Here is a 16,537-nt window from a genome sequence, read left to right as displayed (position 1 = left end):
GGTTCCTGCACCGACTCGCCCACGGCCTTGAGCCCGGCGAAATGGATCACCGCGTCCACCGGGTGGGCGCTGAACACCTCTTCCAGGGCCGGTTCGTCCAGCAGGTCCGCCTGCACGAACACCGCCGGACGGCCGGCCAGTTCCGCGACCCGGCGCAAGGACTCCTCGGACGAATTGGCCAGATTGTCCACCACGATGACCTCGTGGCCGGACTCCAGCAGGGACAGCACCGTATGCGAACCGATATAGCCCGTGCCACCGGTAACAAGAATTCTCATGGGTTCCTTCGAGGGGAGTTGGGATTCAAAACTTATGGTTCGTCACAGCCGCAGGAGCGGCGCAGGACCAGCTCGCAGTCGAACACCTGAGTGCGCGGAGGCTCGTCCCGCCCGGTGCCGATGATGGCCCGGACTCCGGCTTCGGCCATCTGTTGGACCGGCTGCCGCACCGTACTCAACGGAGGCCAGGAGAATTCGGATTCTTCCGAGCCGTCGAAAGACATAACGGCAACATCCTCCGGAACCCGCAGGCCGGCTTCATGCAGCGCCCGCAGGAAGCCAACAGCCTGTTCATCGGACGTGATGAAGACCGCTGTCGGCCGCTCCGTCAGCGCAAGAAACCTCCGGCCGGCGTCATACCCGCCGGCCCTGTCGAAGGAACAGCGGAAGATCCGCCCCTCGGACGCGCCCATGCCCTTGAGCGCCTCACGCCAACCGAATTCACGGCCGTCAAGGGTGTTGCCCGTGACGAAGCCTTGGACCAGGGCAATGTCACGGTGGCCATGGCTGGCCAGGTGTTCCACGGCCCGCCGGGAACTGCCCACGAATTCGGGGCCGATCGCATCGACCTCCAGGGGGTACTCGGAAAAGTTGAGCAGGACCGTCCTGATGCCCCGGCCATCGAGTTCGCTGACCTCCGGGCGGTGGTTCACGACGGAGCAGAGAAACACTCCGTCCACCTGCCTGTCCGCGAAATTGCTGAGGTGGCGACGTTCCACCGTGAGGGAGTCACGGGAGTCACCGAGCAGCATGGCATAGCCCTCCTGCTCCGCGGCCTGTTCTACGGCCTGGGCCAGGCTCGCGAAAAAGGGGCTGCTGATCTTCGGCACCACCATGCCCAGGATGCGCGATGACCCCATCTTCAGCGCCCGGGCAGTGACGTTGGGCCGGTAACCGAGCGCCGTGATGGCCTGCCGGACCTTCTCCTGCGTGGCCGGAGCCACGTTCTTGGGCCCGCCGTTGACCACGTAGCTCACGACGGCGGTGCTGACGCCCGCGAGGCGGGCGACGTCCTTGCGCGTGACGACGGGACGGGCGGAAGCGGAGAGGTCCGGCATAGCCAACATCTTAGTTGCGGACTGTTTCCGCCCGCGGTGCCGCGAGGCTGGCGGGGGCGTCGCCGAAGTCCCGGATGGCCAGGCGTTCGCCGCCGCGCAGGGCCGACTGATGGGCCACGATTCCGGGCAAGGTGTAGCGGGCGGCTACCCAGGCATTGACCGGCGGCAGGGTTCCGGTGTCCACGGCGTTCGCGAAGTCGTCCACCAGGAAGCTGTGGCTGCCTTCGTGCCCGCTGGGCAGGGCGCGCAGCTCTTCCGGCAGCCTGGAGGCGTCATGGACCGGCGCCAGGCCCGAGACGAAGGCGTCCCGCAGGGCAGGGTCCACGTCCGCCAGGGACGGATCGTCGAGCGGGATACCGGGGAGGGTCTTGATCTGCTCGCTGACGTCCACGAAGCCTTCCTTGTCCTGCCAGACGGTGGCTTCCACGAGCTGTTCGAAGCTGCCCTCGGTGCCGAAGTAGCGGAAGCGACTTTCCCTGATGTGGCACGGGAAACCCACCCGGCGGAACTCGTTGATGCGGACGCTGCCGCCGCCGTCGAGTTCGAAGAGGGCGGTGGCGTTGGAGAAATCGTTACCGAACATGCTGATGTCCTTGTCGAAGACGCCGTCCCCTCGGTCGTCCCGGACGCCGATGCAGCTCACGCTGGTGAGGTGCCCGCCGATTCCGCCGAGCACGCCGCCGATCGAGTGCGTCGGATAGAGCATGGGCGGGTAGCTGGCGGTCTTCTTCCATTCCTCGCCGCCGCTGTACTGGTAGGCGGCGTAGAAGCCGAGGTCCATGTCGTGGACGTAGTCGCCCTCGGCATAGAAGATGCGGCCGAAGGCGCCGGCGTCCTTCTGCCGCCGCGCGTAGATGGTGGCGGGGTTGTAGTAGCTGGTCTCCCCCATCATGTAGGTCAGCCCGGTCTCGCGGACGGCCTCGATGATCGCCGCGATCTCCTCCTCGCTGATGGCCATCGGCACGGCGGAGTAGACGTGCTTCCCGGCGCGGAGTGCCTGGACCACCAGGGGTCCGTGCGTCCAGCGCTGGGTGAAGATGGCAACGGCGTCCACGTCACTGGCCAGCAGTTCCTCGAAGCTGGCGAAGGTGCCGGCAAGGTGCTGCCGTTCCACCAGCGCAGATGCCCGCTCCGGCAGCACGTCAGTGACATACACCTCCGAGATGCGGGGGTGGGCATTGAACAGCTTGGTGAACTGGCCGGAAAACTGGCCGGCACCTACCACGCCGAGTGAAAACGTCATTGTTCGGCTCCTCCTTGGGCCTATACGGGACTGGACGATCCGAGTCTCCCAGCGGCATCTACTCGAGTCAACAAAAACGAAAGAAATAAAAGAAATTCTCACAAAATTTCACAAAACCTCTTGACCCACCAAAATCTACTCGTGTAGATTCGCTGCAGTTGTTAGTCACGTCACACCTGGAAAGGTCGAAGATGACCACGCTCACCAAACAACCGGGCCCTGGCCTCGCGGCCGGCGGGCCGCAGAAACCGCGAAAACGGGGAAAGACCGCCGCGGAGTTCCGGGGCACGGGCGACCTCAAGATCGCACTCTTCTTCATCGCGCCGGCCATGCTCGGCTTCGTGCTCTTCTACCTGGTCCCCAGCATCCGCGGGATCTACCTGAGCTTCACCGAATACAGCATCCTCGGCGACCCCGAATGGATCGGCACCCGGAACTACGAACGCATCGCCAAGGACCCGCTGTTCTGGAACGCCCTCGGGGTCACCACCCAGTACGTCATCATCAACATCGCCCTCCAGACGGCCCTGGCCCTGGGCATTGCGCTCCTGATGCACCGGGTGGCGAAGTCCACGCTCGTCCGCGGGGCTCTGCTCATGCCGTACCTGATGGCCAACGTGATCGCCGCCCTGCTCTGGTTCTGGATGCTGGACTACCAGATCGGCATCGTCAACCAGCTCATCGAATGGGTGGGCCTGCCCCGCGTGGCCTTCTTCGGCAGCGAACAATGGGCCATCCCCACCCAGGCACTGATCAACACCTGGCGCCACATGGGCTACACCGCCCTGCTGATCTTCGCCGGCCTGCAGGCCATTCCCAACAGCGTCTACGAGGCCGCCAGCATCGACGGCTCCAGGGCCGTCAGCACGTTCTGGCGGATCACGCTGCCGCTGCTCCGCCCGGTCCTCGTGCTGGTCCTGGTGGTCACCGTGATCGGTTCCTTCCAGGTCTTCGACACCGTGGCCGTCACCACCGCCGGCGGTCCCGTCAACGCCACCCGCGTGCTGCAGTTCTACATCTACCAGCGTGCCTTCAACGAACAGGACTTCGGCTACGGCTCGGCCCTGGCCGTCATCCTCTTCGTCATCCTCGCCCTCGTGGCCTTCATCCAGATGAAGTTCCTCCGCGGCAACCAGTCGGACCTGGACTAAGGACACCCCATGACCACCACAGCCACCCGCCCGGCCGACAACCGCCGTCGTCCATTCACCGGGAACCGTTCCACAGGGAACCGTCCCTTCAACTGGCGCCGCGCCATCGCCTGGGTCCTGCTCGGCGTGGCCATCGCCGTCAGCATCCTGCCCTTCTACTGGGTCCTCCGCACGGCACTGTCCACCAACGGTTCCCTCGCCGCGAACTCCACAAGCCTGCTGCCGGCCGATTTCAACCTCGGTGCCTTTAAACGCGTCTTCGGCCTCCAGACCGCTGAAGAAGCCATCGCCGAGGGCGGGTCCGGTGCGTCCATCAACTTCTGGCAGTACCTCTGGAATTCGCTGCTGTTTTCCAGCATCACCACCGCCGGCGCCGTCTTCTTCAGCTCGATGGCCGCCTATGCCTTCGCCCGGCTTCGCTGGAAGGGCCGCGACGGCGTCTTCTCCCTCTTCCTGGGCACCATGCTGGTCCCGCCGATCTTCACCGCACTGCCGAACTTCCTGCTCGTGAAGAACCTGGGCCTGCTCAACTCCATGCTCGGCATGGTGCTGCCCTACCTGTTCATGACACCGTTTGCCATCTTCTTCATGCGCCAGTTCTTCCTGAACATGTCCCGTGAAGTGGAAGAGGCGGCCATGCTCGACGGCGCCAAGCACTGGCGGATCTTTTTCCAGATCGTCATGCCGAACGCCGCCGCCCCCATCGCCACCCTCGCCCTGCTGACCTTCATGGGCCAGTGGAACGAATACTTCTGGCCGCTGTTGGTGGGCACCACCGAGGAAACCCGGGTGCTCACGGTGGGCTTGGGCGTCTTCAAGTCCCAGGCGCCGCAGGGCGCCCCCGACTGGTCCGGCCTCATGGCCGCCACCCTCGTGTCGGCCACCCCGGTGCTGATCCTCTTCGCCATCTTCGGCAAGAAGATCGTCAACTCCATCGGCTTCAACGGCACCAAATAGCTTTCCCTCCCTCCCCGCAACAACATCACCACCCGGCTCAAAGCCGTCCCCGAAAGGACCCACCATGATGAACAAGAAGGCAATCGGCGCCGTCGCGGTCGCCGCTGCTGCTGCCCTGGCCCTCACCGCCTGCGGAGGCGGCGCCAGCGGAGGCGCGGAATCCGCCAAGGGCGAGATCAGCTACTGGCTCTGGGACGCCAACCAGCTCCCGGCGTACCAGCAGTGCGCCACGGACTTCCAGAAAGCCAACCCGGACATCAAGGTGAAGATCACCCAGACCGGTTGGGACGACTACTGGGGCAAGATCACCAACGGCATGGCTTCGGGGACCGCCCCGGACGTTTTCACCAACCACCTGGCCAAGTACCCGGACTTCATCAAGACCAAGCAGCTGGTGGCCCTTGATGACGCCGTCGCCAATGACAAGGTTGACCTCGGCCAGTACAACGAAGGCCTCGCCGACCTGTGGGTTGGCCAGGACGGCAAGCGCTACGGCCTGCCCAAGGACTGGGACACTATCGCGCTGTTCTACAACAAGAAGATGGCAGCCGACGCCGGGCTCACCGCGGAGCAGATGGGATCCCTGAGCTGGAACCCGCAGGACGGCGGCACGTACGAGAAGGCGATCGCCCGCCTCACCGTGGACAAGAGCGGCAAGCGCGGCGACGAGCCCGGCTTCGACAAGAACAACGTGGCCATCTACGGTCTGGGCCTGGAATCCTCTGGCGGCGAGAACGCCGGGCAGACCCAGTGGAGCTTCCTGGCCGCCACCACCGGCTGGACCACCACGGACAAGAACCCGTGGGGCACCCACTACAACTACGACGACAAGCGGCTCCAGGACACCATCGCGTGGTGGGCCTCCCTGGCCGAAAAGGGCTACATGCCCAAGCTGGAAACCACGGTTGGCGCCAACGCCGCTGACAACTTCGGCGCCGGCAAGGCCGCCATCAACTCCTCCGGTTCCTGGATGATCGGCCAGTACACGGGCTACAAGGGCATCAACGTCGGAATCGCCCCGACCCCGGCCGGCCCCGACGGCAAGCGCGCCTCCATGTTCAACGGCCTGGCCGACTCCATCTGGGCAGGCACCAAGAAGAAGGACGCCGCCATCAAGTGGGTTGAGTACCTCGGCTCCGCCGCCTGCCAGGACGTCGTGGCCGCAAAGGCCGTCGTCTTCCCCGCCATCAAGGGTTCCACAGACAAAGCCGCAGCCGCGTTCAAGGCCAAGGGCGTGGACGTCAATGCCTTCACCCAGCATGTGAAGGACAAGACCACCTTCATGCTGCCGATCACCGACAACGCAGCCAAGGTATCCGGCATCATGAAGCCCGCCATGGACGGCGTGGTGGCCGGCAAGACCCCCGCCAGCTCGCTGACCGCGGCCAACGAGCAGGTAAACGCCCTCTTCGCCAAGTAAGACCCCTGGGGGCCCGGGTACGGCCGGGCCCCCAGGCACCAATCCCGCCTGCCCTTCCCGTACACTCAACGCACCACCTGAAAGAGACACCACCCATGGACCCCCTGGACCTGCACCCCCTGCACCTGCGCTCCTCCGGTACGAGCCTGCTGCTGGCCTTCCACACCGGTGAGGCCCAGATAGTCCATTGGGGCGCCGATCTTGGCGAAGCCCTGCCGGACCTGAAACTCCTCGCCGCGCCGGTGCCGCACTCGGCCCTCGACACCCCCGTCATCGGCGGCCTGCTCCCCCAGGCCTCCTCGGGCTGGCTCGGCCGCCCCGGCCTGCGCGGGCACCGTTCGGAAGCCGGCACGCCTGGTTTCGGCTTTTCCCCCGCCCTGCGGGTGGTGTCCGCAGATTCCGACGGCGGGAACACCGCCGTCGTGCTCCAAACGGACCCGGACGCGGGCATCGAAGTCCGCACCACCGTCCGCCTGAACCCCGGCGGCCTGCTGGAACTCAGCCACACCCTGACCAACACGGGCGCCACCCCTTACCAGCTCGAGGAACTCGGCCTGGTGCTCCCGGTGCCGGGCGACGCCGTCGAACTCCTCGACCTCACCGGCCGCTGGTGCCGCGAAAACCACCCGCAGCGCCACCCGATCACCCAAGGCACTTGGGTGCGTTCGGGCCGGCACGGCCGCACCGGGCACGACTCCTCCCTGCTGGTGGCCGCCGGCACGGCCGGTTTCGCCAACCGTTCCGGCCGGGTCTGGGCCGTGCATTTCGGCTGGTCCGGAAACCACGAACAGTACCTCGACACCCTGGGCGAAGGCCGCCGCATGCTCGGCGCCGCCGAACTGCTTGGCTCCGGCGAAATTGTGCTCGCGCCCGGTGCCGCGTACACCACTCCGGTGTTGTACGCGGCGTACTCGGAGCACGGCCTGGACGGCGTCACGGAGCGCTTCTACGACTGGTTCCGGGCCCGCCCGCAGCACGTGCGCACCCAGGATTCCGCGGGCGGTTCGGGCAAGGCCCGCCCGGTGGTCCTGAACACCTGGGAGGCCGTCTACTTCGACCACAGGATCGAGCCGCTCATCGAGCTGGCCGAGTCCGCCGCGGAGCTGGGCGTGGAGCGTTTCGTGCTCGACGACGGCTGGTTCCGCGGGCGCCGCGACGACCACGCCGGGCTGGGCGACTGGTATGTGGATGAGGCGGTCTGGCCCGAAGGCCTGACACCGCTGATCGATGCCGTCACCTCCCGCGGCATGGAGTTCGGCCTGTGGGTGGAGCCGGAGATGGTGAACCTGGATACCGACGTCGCCCGCGCGCACCCGGACTGGATTGTCGGCCCGGCCGCGGCCTCGCACAAGGACGGCGGCCGGCTGCCGCTGGAGTGGCGGAACCAGCACATCATCGACCTCGCCAACCCTCAGGCCTGGCAGTACATCTACGACCGCATCGATGCCCTGCTGCGCGAAAACAACATCGCCTACCTCAAGTGGGACCAGAACCGGGACCTCACCGAGCACGGCCACCATGGCCGGCCCTCGGTGCACGAACAGACCCTCGCCGCCTACCGGCTGTTCGACGCGTTGAAGGCTGCGCACCCGCAGGTGGAGATCGAGTCGTGCTCCTCCGGCGGCGCCCGCGTGGACCTGGGCATCCTGCAGCGGACGGACCGTGTGTGGGCCTCGGACTGCAACGACGCCCTGGAACGCCAGACCATCCAGCGCTGGACCCAGGCCGTCCTCCCGCCGGAACTGGTGGGCGCCCACGTCGGGCCCACGCATTCGCACACCACCGGCCGCACGCACAGCATCACCTTCCGGGCCATCACCGCGCTGTTCGGCCACTTCGGCATGGAGTGGGACATCCGCCAGGCCACGGACCATGAACGGGCCGTGCTCCGCCGGACGATCGGCGTCTACAAACAGCACCGCGGTCTCCTCCACTCCGGAGTGCGCGTCAACGCCGACCTCGGCGAGCCGAACCTGCGCCTGCACGGCGTGGTGGCGCAGGACCGCTCCGAGGCCCTGTTCGCCGCCGTCGTCATGGCCTCGCTGGCGTCCGAGATGCCCGGCCGGGTTGGCGTGCCGGGCCTAGACCCGGAACGGACGTACCGGGTGGAGGCGATCATGCCCACCGCGGAGGACGTCGGCGAAAGCCCTTACGTACAGATCGCCCCTCCCGGATGGCTCGACGGCGGCCTGACCGCCAGCGGCCGCTTCCTCGCCGAAGTTGGCCTGCCGCTGCCCGTGCTGCGTCCTGAGCACGCCCTGCTGCTGAAAGTCACCGCGGTCTAGCTTTTTCGCCGCGTTGTGAGGCCCGTTCTACGTTCGTTGCGACGTGCAAAGCGCGTGGAGCGGGCCTCACAACATCCTCGCCATGCCCTGCAAGGCGTACCCTGTGTCTTAAGTAGTCCTTCGCCATTTGGAGGCTGCCATGGACACTGAATACGCCGCCGTCGAGGGCCACGATGTCACGACCATTACCTGCGTCTGCGGAAACACCGTCAGCAAGGAAGGCCTGATCCAGGCGAACTCGCGGGGCATCCCGATTTACGCAGGCGACGACGTTCCCCCAGGCCTGGCACCCTGGCCTACCGATGAGGATCTCTACACCCTCTGCCCGTCGTGCGGGCGGGTCTACAGCGACGCCGCGGTCGAGGAGACCGGCAAGGCGCCGGTGGCTTTCAAGGTGGATGTGGCCACCGGGGCGATTGCCGAAGCCATCCGCATCCACTGGGAGAGGTCCTGATCAGGCATCGGTAGCAATGCCCATGATCGTGTACCGCCGCTCAATCCCACCTGCCGCCCTCCCCCGCGCGGCCGAAGCCCGGGTCAGCCCCAGCCCCAAACCCACCACCAGAACGTAACCCTGGGGCCCCGCTCCTTGGCTGGACCCTTCGACGCGATAGATTGCAGGCATGACTGACGCTACATCCGCCACCGCTGCCGGCCGCACCATCCTTGTCCTGAATGGTCCCAACCTGAACCTGCTGGGGACGCGCGAGCCTGAAAAGTACGGCACCTCCACGCTGGCCGACGTCGAACAGATCGCCATGGACGCCGCCGCCGCGCACGGTTTCACCGTGGATTGCGTCCAGTCCAACCACGAAGGCGATCTCCTGGACGCCATCCACGCAGCCCGCGGCACTGCCGCCGGAATCGTCATCAACGCCGGCGCCTACACGCACACGTCGGTGGCACTGCGTGACGCACTGGCTGCGGTCGAACTCCCGGCCGTCGAGGTCCACATCACCAATGTGCACAAGCGCGAGGAATTCCGGCACCACTCCTACCTGTCCCCCGTGTGCACCGCGGTGATTGTGGGCGCAGGCGTGCAGGGCTACAAGCTGGCCATCGATTTCCTGGCCGGCGCGGTTTCCTAGCCGCATGAGCCTGCTTGTGTCCGCCGAAGACGCCATTGTTTCCTGGGAACCACTCAGCACGCGGGAGGCGGCCGGGAAACACGATTTTCTCGCGGCCCTGGCACGCGGCGCCGACATCCTCAGCCGCCATCCATTGCCCTCGCATCTGACCGCAAGCGCCTTCGTCTTCGACGCAGCCCTAGAAAACATCCTCCTGGTCTTCCACGGCAAGGCCAGGTTCTGGGTCCAGCCGGGGGGACATTTGGAAGACGGGGACACCGCCGTCACGGAAGCCGCGCTCCGCGAAACCATCGAGGAAACCGGGCTTCCGCGGGAGTTCCTGGCGGACGCCCGGGTGGTCGACCTCGACCGCCATGCCCTGCCCGGGGCGTTCGGCCACTGCCGTTCGCACCTGGACATCGGCGTCGCGGTTTTCACGGAGGGAACGCCGGAGCCCACGGTCAGCGAGGAATCCGAGGCCGTCCGCTGGTTCCCCTTGGCCGCCCTGCCGGACGTCCTGGCACCCGAGTTCCGGCGACGCCTGGACGGCGTGCTGGCGCGGCTGGCCTAACGGGGCTACTTCCGCGTGCACTGCCCGGGCGATACCGCCGCGCTCAGCGACGGCGCCCGGGCCGCCACCGGAGCGAGGTCCTCCATGGTCAGGGCATAGCCGACCGCTACGTCCGAGGTGGTCTTGGCGAAAATGACGCCGGCCACCCGCCCCTGCTGGGACAGCAGCGGTCCGCCCGAGTTGCCCGGCTGCACATCGCCGGCGAGCTTGTAGACCTCTTCGGGTGCGGGGTTGTTTCCGTAAATGTCCGGCACCAGCAGGGTGGACACGCCCTGGACCGCCGCAGGCTTGGACTGGAACGGCCCGCCGTGCGGGTACCCGGCAAAGGCCGCGGACGAGCCGGCGGGCAGGTCCGGCCCCAGCTGCAGCGGCGCGGTGGGCAGACCCTCAACCGCGACGACGGCGAGGTCCCGCTTGCTGTCGAAATACACCACACGGCCCGGCATCGCACCGCCGTCGGGCGTTTCCACCACAGGCTGCGGCACGCCAGCCACCACGTGGGCGTTGGTCACGACGCGCCCGGGCGACACCACGAATCCGGTGCCGGTTTGGTTCTGGCCGCACTGGTAGGCGGTGCCGGCGATCTTCAGTACCGAGCGGGCGGCGTTGTTCAGGGCAGGGGTGTCGGTACTGGCGTCCGGCACCGGGACCGGAGCCACCGGACCGATCCCCTCAATGATTTTGGGTATCCCGTTCCCCATCATCGCCGAACGCAACTGCGCGACGGCGGACTTGACCGGGTTGGGGGTCAGCGCGTCGATGGAACGGATCACCTTGGACTCGGCCAGCTGCTGCGAGACGAACGGCACACCGAGCGCCGCGATGCTCACCGAAAGCATGGACATCACCAGCGCCGCCACGGCCACGCTGGCGAACCCGCCCAGCAGCCGGTCCAGGGCGTGCAGCGGCTTGACCCGCACCGCCTGGCGGATCTTGTGCCCCACCCAGGTGCCCAGGCCGTGCCCCAGCACGATCAGCACGAGGGCGGTGGCGACGATGGCGGTCAGCCGCCAGCCGCTGTCCGGCACCCACTCGCCCACTAGGGGAACCGCGACGACGGCGGCCATCGCCCCGGCGGCAAAGCCGGCCACGCCGCCCAATGTGACCAGGAAACCATTGCGCAGGCCATAGATCAGGTAGGACAGGAGCGTCAGAATCAACGCCAGATCCAGGATGGTCAAGCCGAACACCAATGCTCCTCACAGCCGGGGTAAGCCCCAATTGTAAGTGGGCACCCTGACACCCAGCCGTGAGTCCGGACCCCGCGGCAGCCCGTGGCCTCCCTCACCAAGCGGGCTGATTTGGTTCAAATCCGCTGAATTTCGGGCGTTTCGGCTGCCAAGTACGTCACAGAGCCCGAAAAATTCTGGAACAATGACTGAAGCGCCATTGCCGAACTTTTACTCAGGAGAATTCATGGACATCGAGGTACTGCGCCGCGCACCCCTCTTCGCGACCCTTGACGACGACGCCTTCCGGCTGCTCACGGACGAGCTGACCGAAGTGGACCTTTCCCGCGGGGCTTCCGTGTTCCGCGAAGGCGACCAGGGTGACCAGCTCTACTTCATCGTGTCCGGCAAGGTGAAGCTTGGCCGCACCTCCCCCGACGGCCGCGAGTCCTTGCTCGCCATCCTCGGCCCGGGCGAACTCTTCGGCGAAATGGCTCTCTTCGATCCCAGCCCGCGCACTGCCACGGCCACCGCCGTTTCGGAAACCCGACTGGCCGGCCTGAAGAACGAAAGCCTCAACACCCTGCTGCGCACCCGCCCCGAGGTCTCTGCCCAGCTCCTGCAGGCCCTGGCCCGCCGCCTGCGCCGCACCAACGACTCCTTGTCCGACCTCGTCTTCTCGGACGTTCCCGGCCGCGTTGCCAAGGCCCTGCTGGACCTGGCAGACCGCTTCGGCCGCCCCGCCACCGACGGCGTCCTCGTAGCCCACGAGCTCACCCAGGAAGAACTGGCCCAGTTGGTCGGCGCATCCCGCGAAACGGTGAACAAGGCCCTCGCCGAGTTCGTCCAGCGCGGCTGGCTCCGCCTGGAGGCCCGCGCGGTGGTCATCCTGGACATGCAGCGCCTGCGCCAGCGCTCCCGCTAAGCCTCATAACGAGAAGGCCGGTTCCGATGCCTCGGAACCGGCCTTTCTTGTGCTCGCCTTCTGTGGTCACGTTCGTTGTGGTCGCCTTCGTTGTGGTCGCCTTGGGTGGCGGAGACGGCCCTTCCGCGTCGCTTAGACACGGCCGATAGGCGACGCTTCGGTCGCTGGGCGACCTACACGACGCGATCGACCGCGATGCGCTCCTTTCGGAAGGACCGCCGTCCGCCATGAAGCTCACCGGGGTGCCTGGTTGCGTGAAGCGCAACTAGACGTCCGGCAAGCAGACTGCGGGTCTCCGCAGAGGAGCGCATCGCGGCACATCGGAGGGCAGAGGTCGCTCAGCGACCGGCGCGCTCCCTATGTGTCGTGTCTAAGCGACGGCGGAGGGCCGTTGTCTGCGTCTCAGGCGACCACACCAAGTGTGACTGGAGCGAAAACTCAGCGCTCCCGCTGCGGCTCCCCTGCGACCGCGCGGGCGGCTTCGACTTCGAGCATCAGCACACCGTTTTCCTCGACCAGGCGGGGCTGGTAGACGTGGTGCTTGCGCTTGTAGCTGAGGTAGGCGATGCAGCCCTGGGCGGCGGCCATCTTTTCGAGCATGATTTCCGTGCCCGGGACCACGAGCTGGCCGAGGGTGAGTCCTACGGTGTTTTCCTGGCCGATCTCGTCGCCGAGGGCAGTGGTGTCGCGTTCGGCCACGAGCTCGAAGGCGCGGACCCAGCGTCCCCAGATTCCCTTGCTTTCCAGGAGGGACGGGCTTTGGCCCACGGGGACGGTGGCTGCGAAGTAGCGGGTATTGAAGCGGAAGTGGGCGAAGTCCGGGCTGAGCCAGTTGACCAGCGGCTTGAGCAGGTCGGTGCGCAGGGAGAGGCCACGCTTGGCCAGGACGTCGGTGAAGGACTTGTCCTGGTTGGCGACGGCCACGCGGGCCTTCATCCATTCCGGGGTGGAGGTTGCTTCGACGGTGGAGGACAGGTCCGGGCCGGCAAGGAGGACGCCGGTTTCTTCGAACAGTTCGCGGATGGCTCCCACCACGTGGCGGCGGGTCAGCCCGACGTCGGTGGTTCCGAGCGCCTCGGCCCATTGCTGGGGCGAAGGGCCCAGCCAGCCGACGGGGTCGTCGTCGCTGCTTTCCAGCGAACCGCCCGGAAAGGAAACCACGCCCAGCGGGGAAGTCCCCGGACGGTACCCCATCCAGGTCTCCAGGCCGCCGGGGGCGTCACGGAGCAGGACCACTGATGATGCGTATCGCGCGGCGCGGGGACTCCGTTCGCCGAGCTGGAGCCAGTTACGTGCTGCCCCCTCAAGTTCAGGGGGCAACACGAACAGGCGTCGGGCTAGCTGAGGCAATTGCTGTGACCGGTTCCTTGCTTGGCTTCTGCGATCAGCTGAATTCGGCGATCAGTTCGACTTCTACGGGAGAGTCGAGCGGCAGGACCGCAACGCCGACGGCGGAGCGTGCGTGGATGCCGGCGTCGCCGAAGACCTTTCCGAGAAGTTCGGAGGCGCCGTTGATGACGCCCGGCTGACCGGTGAAGGACGGGTCGGAGGAAACGAAGCCGACCACCTTGACGATCCGGGTGATGCGGTCGAGGTCGCCGATGACACTCTTGACCGCGGCCAGGGCGTTGATGGCACACACTTCGGCGTAGACCTTCGCGTCTTCCGGAGCAACCGTGGCTTCCTCGGACTGTCCTTCCTCGCCGGTGGAGACCTTCCCCGTAGCTGGGAGTTTGCCATTAACAAACGGCAGCTGGCCGGAGGTGTACACGTAGTTGCCGGAGACGACTGCCGGAACGTAGGCGGCCACGGGCGCCGCCACTTCCGGAAGGGCGAGTCCAAGCTCTGCCAGGCGCTGTTCGACGGCAGATGCCGGTGCCGGTGTTTCCGCGCCAGACGTGGTTTCTGCGGGGCTCGTCATAGTTACTGCTTCTCCCTCTTAAGGTAGGCCACCAGGCCGTTTCCATCGGGACCGGGGACTACCTGGACGAGTTCCCAACCGTCCTCACCCCAGGTGTCGAGGATCTGTTTCGTGGCGTGAATAATGAGCGGAATCGTCGCGTACTCCCATTTGGTCATGAGAGAAAGCGTAGCCCTTGCCGGTAAAGTGGAAAACATGGTGACTCGCAAGAACCCCATATTCGATACTGCCACCACCCTGGGAAAGATCATCGCATTCCTCGGCGTGAGTGCCGTTTGCGGTGTCCTGGTGGCAGGCCTGCTGGTCCCCGCGGCCGCCCTTTCGGGCAGCACGGCCAGCGGCTCGATCCAGTTCTTCGACACGCTGCCGGCGGAGCTCCAGGTGAACCCGCCCAGCCAGTCCACCACCATCCTGGCCAGCGACGGCTCCAAGATCGCGTCGATCTACAAGGAGAACCGCACCCGGGTGCCGCTGGACCAGATGAGTCCCTATATCAAGGACGCAGTGGTCGCGGTGGAAGACAGCCGTTTCTATGAGCACGGCGGCATCGACACCACCGGCATCCTGCGCGCCGTGGTCAGCACCGCCCGTGGCCAGAAGCAGGGCGCTTCCACCATTACGCAGCAGTACGTGAACAACGTCATCAATGAATCCCTTGTCTCCCAGGGCAAGGAAGGCGACGTCAAGCTCAACGGTGTTAACAAGGGCGTCGGGGACAAGCTCCGTGAAATGAAGCTCGCGATCGCCCTGGAGAAGAAGTTCTCCAAGGAGCAGATCCTCGAGGGCTACCTCAACATCGTCTTCTTCAATCGGGACGCCTACGGCATCGAAGCTGCCTCCCGGTTCTTCTTCAGCACCACGGCCAAGAACCTCACCCTTCCCCAGGCCGCCCTCCTGGCCGGCGTCGTGAACAGCCCGTCCTACTACGACCCCATCACCAACCCGGACCACGCCAAGGCCCGCCGCGACCTCGTCCTGCAGCTCATGCTGAACCAGGGCAAGATCAAGAAGGCCGAGTACGACAAGGCCGTGGCCACCCCGGTCAAGACCAAGGTGACCCCCGCCCGCCAGGGTTGTGCCTACGCCACCTCGGCACCGTACTTCTGCGACTACGTGCTGCACCTGCTGCTGAACAACCCGGCCTACGGTGCCACGCCTGACGAGCGCACCAACCGGGTGATGCGCGGCGGCCTCACCATCAAGACCACCCTGGACCCGAAGGCCCAGGCGGTGGCCCAGGAGCAGGTCAACGCCTCCGCCGGCGCGAACCCGGACAAGTGGGGTGCCGCCCTCGTCTCCGTGCAACCGAAGACCGGCAAGATCATCTCGATGGCGCAGAACACGGTGTGGCTGCCCGCACCGGGCAAGTTCCAAGCCGAGCAGAATTTCAACGTGGACGTGCTGGACGCCAAGGGCAACGACCTTAACGGCCTGGGCGGGTTCCAGACCGGTTCCACGATGAAGCCCTTCACGTTCGCGGAATGGCTCAACGAGGGCAAATCGATGAACACCACCATCAACGCCGCGGTCCGCAAGTACCCCATCGACTTCCCCTGGCGGAACACCTGCTCCACGCCGACCACCGGCTGGTACGACAGCAACGTCGACGGCAGCAACGACCTGCAGAACGCCGAAGAGGGCTACTACCGCCCGATGAGCGTGCTGTACGGCCTGGCCAACTCGATCAACACCGCCACCTTCGCGTCCGCGGCCCAGCTTGACCTCTGCGGCATCCAGAAGATCGTGGACGCCGTGGGCATCCACGAAGGCCTGCCGGCCCGCGACGGGGACGGCAAAGTCACCGACCCCAACCCGCAGATCCCGATGACCACCCTGGCCAACCTGCTGGGCTCCCGGCAGACCGCGCCGCTGACCATGGCCAGCGCCTTCGCCACCTTCGCGAACGACGGCCGGTATTGCGAACCGATTGCCATCGAGTCCGTGACCGATTCGTCGGGCAACAAGCTGCCGGCGCAGTCCAGCAACTGCCGCGACGCCGTCTCCCCGGAAGTCGCGCACGGTGTCAGCAAGGGCCTGCAGGAGGTCCTGAACAAGGGCTCGGGCTTCTGGATCCAGCCGCGCATCTCCACGAGCACCAACTTCCCGGTGGCCGCCAAGACCGGTACCAACAACTCCAACGGTTCCACGTGGGTGGTCGGCTACACCACCGGCCTGGCCACCGCCACGTGGTTCGGCGATCCGCTGGGTGACCAGGGGCGGTACGGCCGGAACATCACCGTCAACGGCAAGTTCTACTCGAACATCGACGGCTACATGATCGCCGGCCCGCAGTTCGCCAACTACATGCTGCAGGTGGCCCCGCGCTACGGCACGGATCCGTTCCCGGAACCGCCGTCCAACCTGGCGTATGTCGAACCCGCTCCCAAACCCAAGGAAACAAAGGACGACTCCAAGAGCGACGACAACGGCTCCGACACAGGTTCCGATACCGGCTCAGACAACAAGGGCAACGACCCGAAGGACAAATAATC

Annotated in this window: 16 protein-coding genes; 9 read left to right on the top strand and 7 right to left on the bottom strand. The window is 66.1% G+C overall.

Translation table 11 applies throughout. The annotated features are described in order from the left end of the window. From BLP88_RS03410 to BLP88_RS03400, 3 genes are all read right to left on the bottom strand, one after another. A partial coding sequence (locus BLP88_RS03410; protein WP_139163297.1) for an SDR family NAD(P)-dependent oxidoreductase occupies window positions 1-278 on the bottom strand: 278 nt, incomplete at its 3' end. Between the two features lie 32 nt (window positions 279-310). After that, window positions 311-1,345: a LacI family DNA-binding transcriptional regulator gene (locus BLP88_RS03405; RefSeq protein WP_084110742.1), complete on the bottom strand. Its 1,035-nt coding sequence runs from the start codon at window positions 1,343-1,345 to the stop codon at window positions 311-313. 1 nt (window position 1,346) lies between these two features. Further along, the gene (locus BLP88_RS03400) at window positions 1,347-2,579 is read right to left on the bottom strand and encodes a Gfo/Idh/MocA family protein (RefSeq protein WP_074586914.1); all 1,233 of its coding nucleotides are present in this window, start codon (window positions 2,577-2,579) and stop codon (window positions 1,347-1,349) included. A 191-nt stretch (window positions 2,580-2,770) separates the two neighbouring features. Here BLP88_RS03400 and BLP88_RS03395 point away from each other — a divergent pair, with 191 nt between their 5' ends. The 7 genes from BLP88_RS03395 (at window position 2,771) to BLP88_RS03365 (ending at window position 10,030) form a co-directional block, all read left to right on the top strand. Then, window positions 2,771-3,730 (top strand): carbohydrate ABC transporter permease, encoded by a 960-nt coding sequence (locus BLP88_RS03395; protein ID WP_074586912.1) that lies wholly within the window; start codon window positions 2,771-2,773, stop codon window positions 3,728-3,730. 9 nt (window positions 3,731-3,739) lie between these two features. Next, the gene (locus tag BLP88_RS03390; RefSeq protein ID WP_074586908.1) at window positions 3,740-4,687 is read left to right on the top strand and encodes a carbohydrate ABC transporter permease; all 948 of its coding nucleotides are present in this window, start codon (window positions 3,740-3,742) and stop codon (window positions 4,685-4,687) included. A 64-nt stretch (window positions 4,688-4,751) separates the two neighbouring features. After that, window positions 4,752-6,107: an ABC transporter substrate-binding protein gene (locus tag BLP88_RS03385; RefSeq protein ID WP_074586906.1), complete on the top strand. Its 1,356-nt coding sequence runs from the start codon at window positions 4,752-4,754 to the stop codon at window positions 6,105-6,107. Between the two features lie 110 nt (window positions 6,108-6,217). Further along, a complete protein-coding gene (locus BLP88_RS03380; RefSeq protein ID WP_074587199.1) occupies window positions 6,218-8,392 on the top strand; it encodes an alpha-galactosidase in 2,175 nt (724 codons plus the stop codon). 139 nt (window positions 8,393-8,531) lie between these two features. Then, entirely contained in the window at window positions 8,532-8,846 is a 315-nt protein-coding gene (locus tag BLP88_RS03375; protein ID WP_074586905.1) for an RNA-binding protein, read from the top strand. A gap of 169 nt (window positions 8,847-9,015) precedes the next feature. After that, complete coding sequence (gene aroQ / locus BLP88_RS03370; RefSeq protein ID WP_074586903.1) at window positions 9,016-9,480, top strand: type II 3-dehydroquinate dehydratase; 465 nt, start codon at window positions 9,016-9,018, stop codon at window positions 9,478-9,480. A 4-nt stretch (window positions 9,481-9,484) separates the two neighbouring features. Then, the gene (locus tag BLP88_RS03365; RefSeq protein ID WP_074586901.1) at window positions 9,485-10,030 is read left to right on the top strand and encodes an NUDIX hydrolase; all 546 of its coding nucleotides are present in this window, start codon (window positions 9,485-9,487) and stop codon (window positions 10,028-10,030) included. Window positions 10,031-10,035: 5 nt separating this feature from the next. Here the strand turns inward: BLP88_RS03365 and BLP88_RS03360 are convergent, their stop codons facing one another. Next, window positions 10,036-11,220 carry a MarP family serine protease gene (locus BLP88_RS03360; protein ID WP_074586900.1) on the bottom strand — a complete coding sequence of 395 codons (1,185 nt, stop codon included), beginning with the start codon at window positions 11,218-11,220 and terminating at the stop codon, window positions 10,036-10,038. Between the two features lie 226 nt (window positions 11,221-11,446). Here BLP88_RS03360 and BLP88_RS03355 point away from each other — a divergent pair, with 226 nt between their 5' ends. Next, window positions 11,447-12,124 carry a Crp/Fnr family transcriptional regulator gene (locus BLP88_RS03355; protein ID WP_013602309.1) on the top strand — a complete coding sequence of 226 codons (678 nt, stop codon included), beginning with the start codon at window positions 11,447-11,449 and terminating at the stop codon, window positions 12,122-12,124. Window positions 12,125-12,562: 438 nt separating this feature from the next. Here the strand turns inward: BLP88_RS03355 and BLP88_RS03350 are convergent, their stop codons facing one another. From BLP88_RS03350 to sp36, 3 genes are read right to left on the bottom strand one after another with little or no spacing between them, the layout of a single operon-like run. Beyond that, window positions 12,563-13,474 carry an NUDIX hydrolase gene (locus BLP88_RS03350; protein ID WP_074586898.1) on the bottom strand — a complete coding sequence of 304 codons (912 nt, stop codon included), beginning with the start codon at window positions 13,472-13,474 and terminating at the stop codon, window positions 12,563-12,565. A gap of 34 nt (window positions 13,475-13,508) precedes the next feature. After that, window positions 13,509-14,045 carry a RidA family protein gene (locus tag BLP88_RS03345; protein WP_074586896.1) on the bottom strand — a complete coding sequence of 179 codons (537 nt, stop codon included), beginning with the start codon at window positions 14,043-14,045 and terminating at the stop codon, window positions 13,509-13,511. 2 nt (window positions 14,046-14,047) lie between these two features. Continuing rightward, entirely contained in the window at window positions 14,048-14,203 is a 156-nt protein-coding gene (sp36, locus tag BLP88_RS18665) for a Sp36 family protein (RefSeq protein ID WP_139146621.1), read from the bottom strand. A gap of 37 nt (window positions 14,204-14,240) precedes the next feature. Here sp36 and BLP88_RS03340 point away from each other — a divergent pair, with 37 nt between their 5' ends. Further along, window positions 14,241-16,535 carry a transglycosylase domain-containing protein gene (locus BLP88_RS03340; RefSeq protein WP_074587197.1) on the top strand — a complete coding sequence of 765 codons (2,295 nt, stop codon included), beginning with the start codon at window positions 14,241-14,243 and terminating at the stop codon, window positions 16,533-16,535. Window positions 16,536-16,537 lie beyond the last annotated feature (2 nt).

Origin of the sequence: Arthrobacter cupressi (assembly GCF_900099975.1) — a bacterium.
Lineage (GTDB): Bacteria > Actinomycetota > Actinomycetes > Actinomycetales > Micrococcaceae > Arthrobacter > Arthrobacter cupressi.
This window is presented reverse-complemented; position numbering and strand designations above follow the sequence as displayed.

Coding starts and splice junctions, on each gene's coding strand:
- BLP88_RS03405 (WP_084110742.1), bottom strand. CDS start 1,345: ATGTTGGCTATGCCGGACCTCTCCGCTTCCGCCCGTCCCGTCGTCACG.
- BLP88_RS03400 (WP_074586914.1), bottom strand. CDS start 2,579: ATGACGTTTTCACTCGGCGTGGTAGGTGCCGGCCAGTTTTCCGGCCAG.
- BLP88_RS03395 (WP_074586912.1), top strand. CDS start 2,771: ATGACCACGCTCACCAAACAACCGGGCCCTGGCCTCGCGGCCGGCGGG.
- BLP88_RS03390 (WP_074586908.1), top strand. CDS start 3,740: ATGACCACCACAGCCACCCGCCCGGCCGACAACCGCCGTCGTCCATTC.
- BLP88_RS03385 (WP_074586906.1), top strand. CDS start 4,752: ATGATGAACAAGAAGGCAATCGGCGCCGTCGCGGTCGCCGCTGCTGCT.
- BLP88_RS03375 (WP_074586905.1), top strand. CDS start 8,532: ATGGACACTGAATACGCCGCCGTCGAGGGCCACGATGTCACGACCATT.
- aroQ (WP_074586903.1), top strand. CDS start 9,016: ATGACTGACGCTACATCCGCCACCGCTGCCGGCCGCACCATCCTTGTC.
- BLP88_RS03365 (WP_074586901.1), top strand. CDS start 9,485: ATGAGCCTGCTTGTGTCCGCCGAAGACGCCATTGTTTCCTGGGAACCA.
- BLP88_RS03355 (WP_013602309.1), top strand. CDS start 11,447: ATGGACATCGAGGTACTGCGCCGCGCACCCCTCTTCGCGACCCTTGAC.
- BLP88_RS03345 (WP_074586896.1), bottom strand. CDS start 14,045: ATGACGAGCCCCGCAGAAACCACGTCTGGCGCGGAAACACCGGCACCG.
- sp36 (WP_139146621.1), bottom strand. CDS start 14,203: ATGACCAAATGGGAGTACGCGACGATTCCGCTCATTATTCACGCCACG.
- BLP88_RS03340 (WP_074587197.1), top strand. CDS start 14,241: ATGGTGACTCGCAAGAACCCCATATTCGATACTGCCACCACCCTGGGA.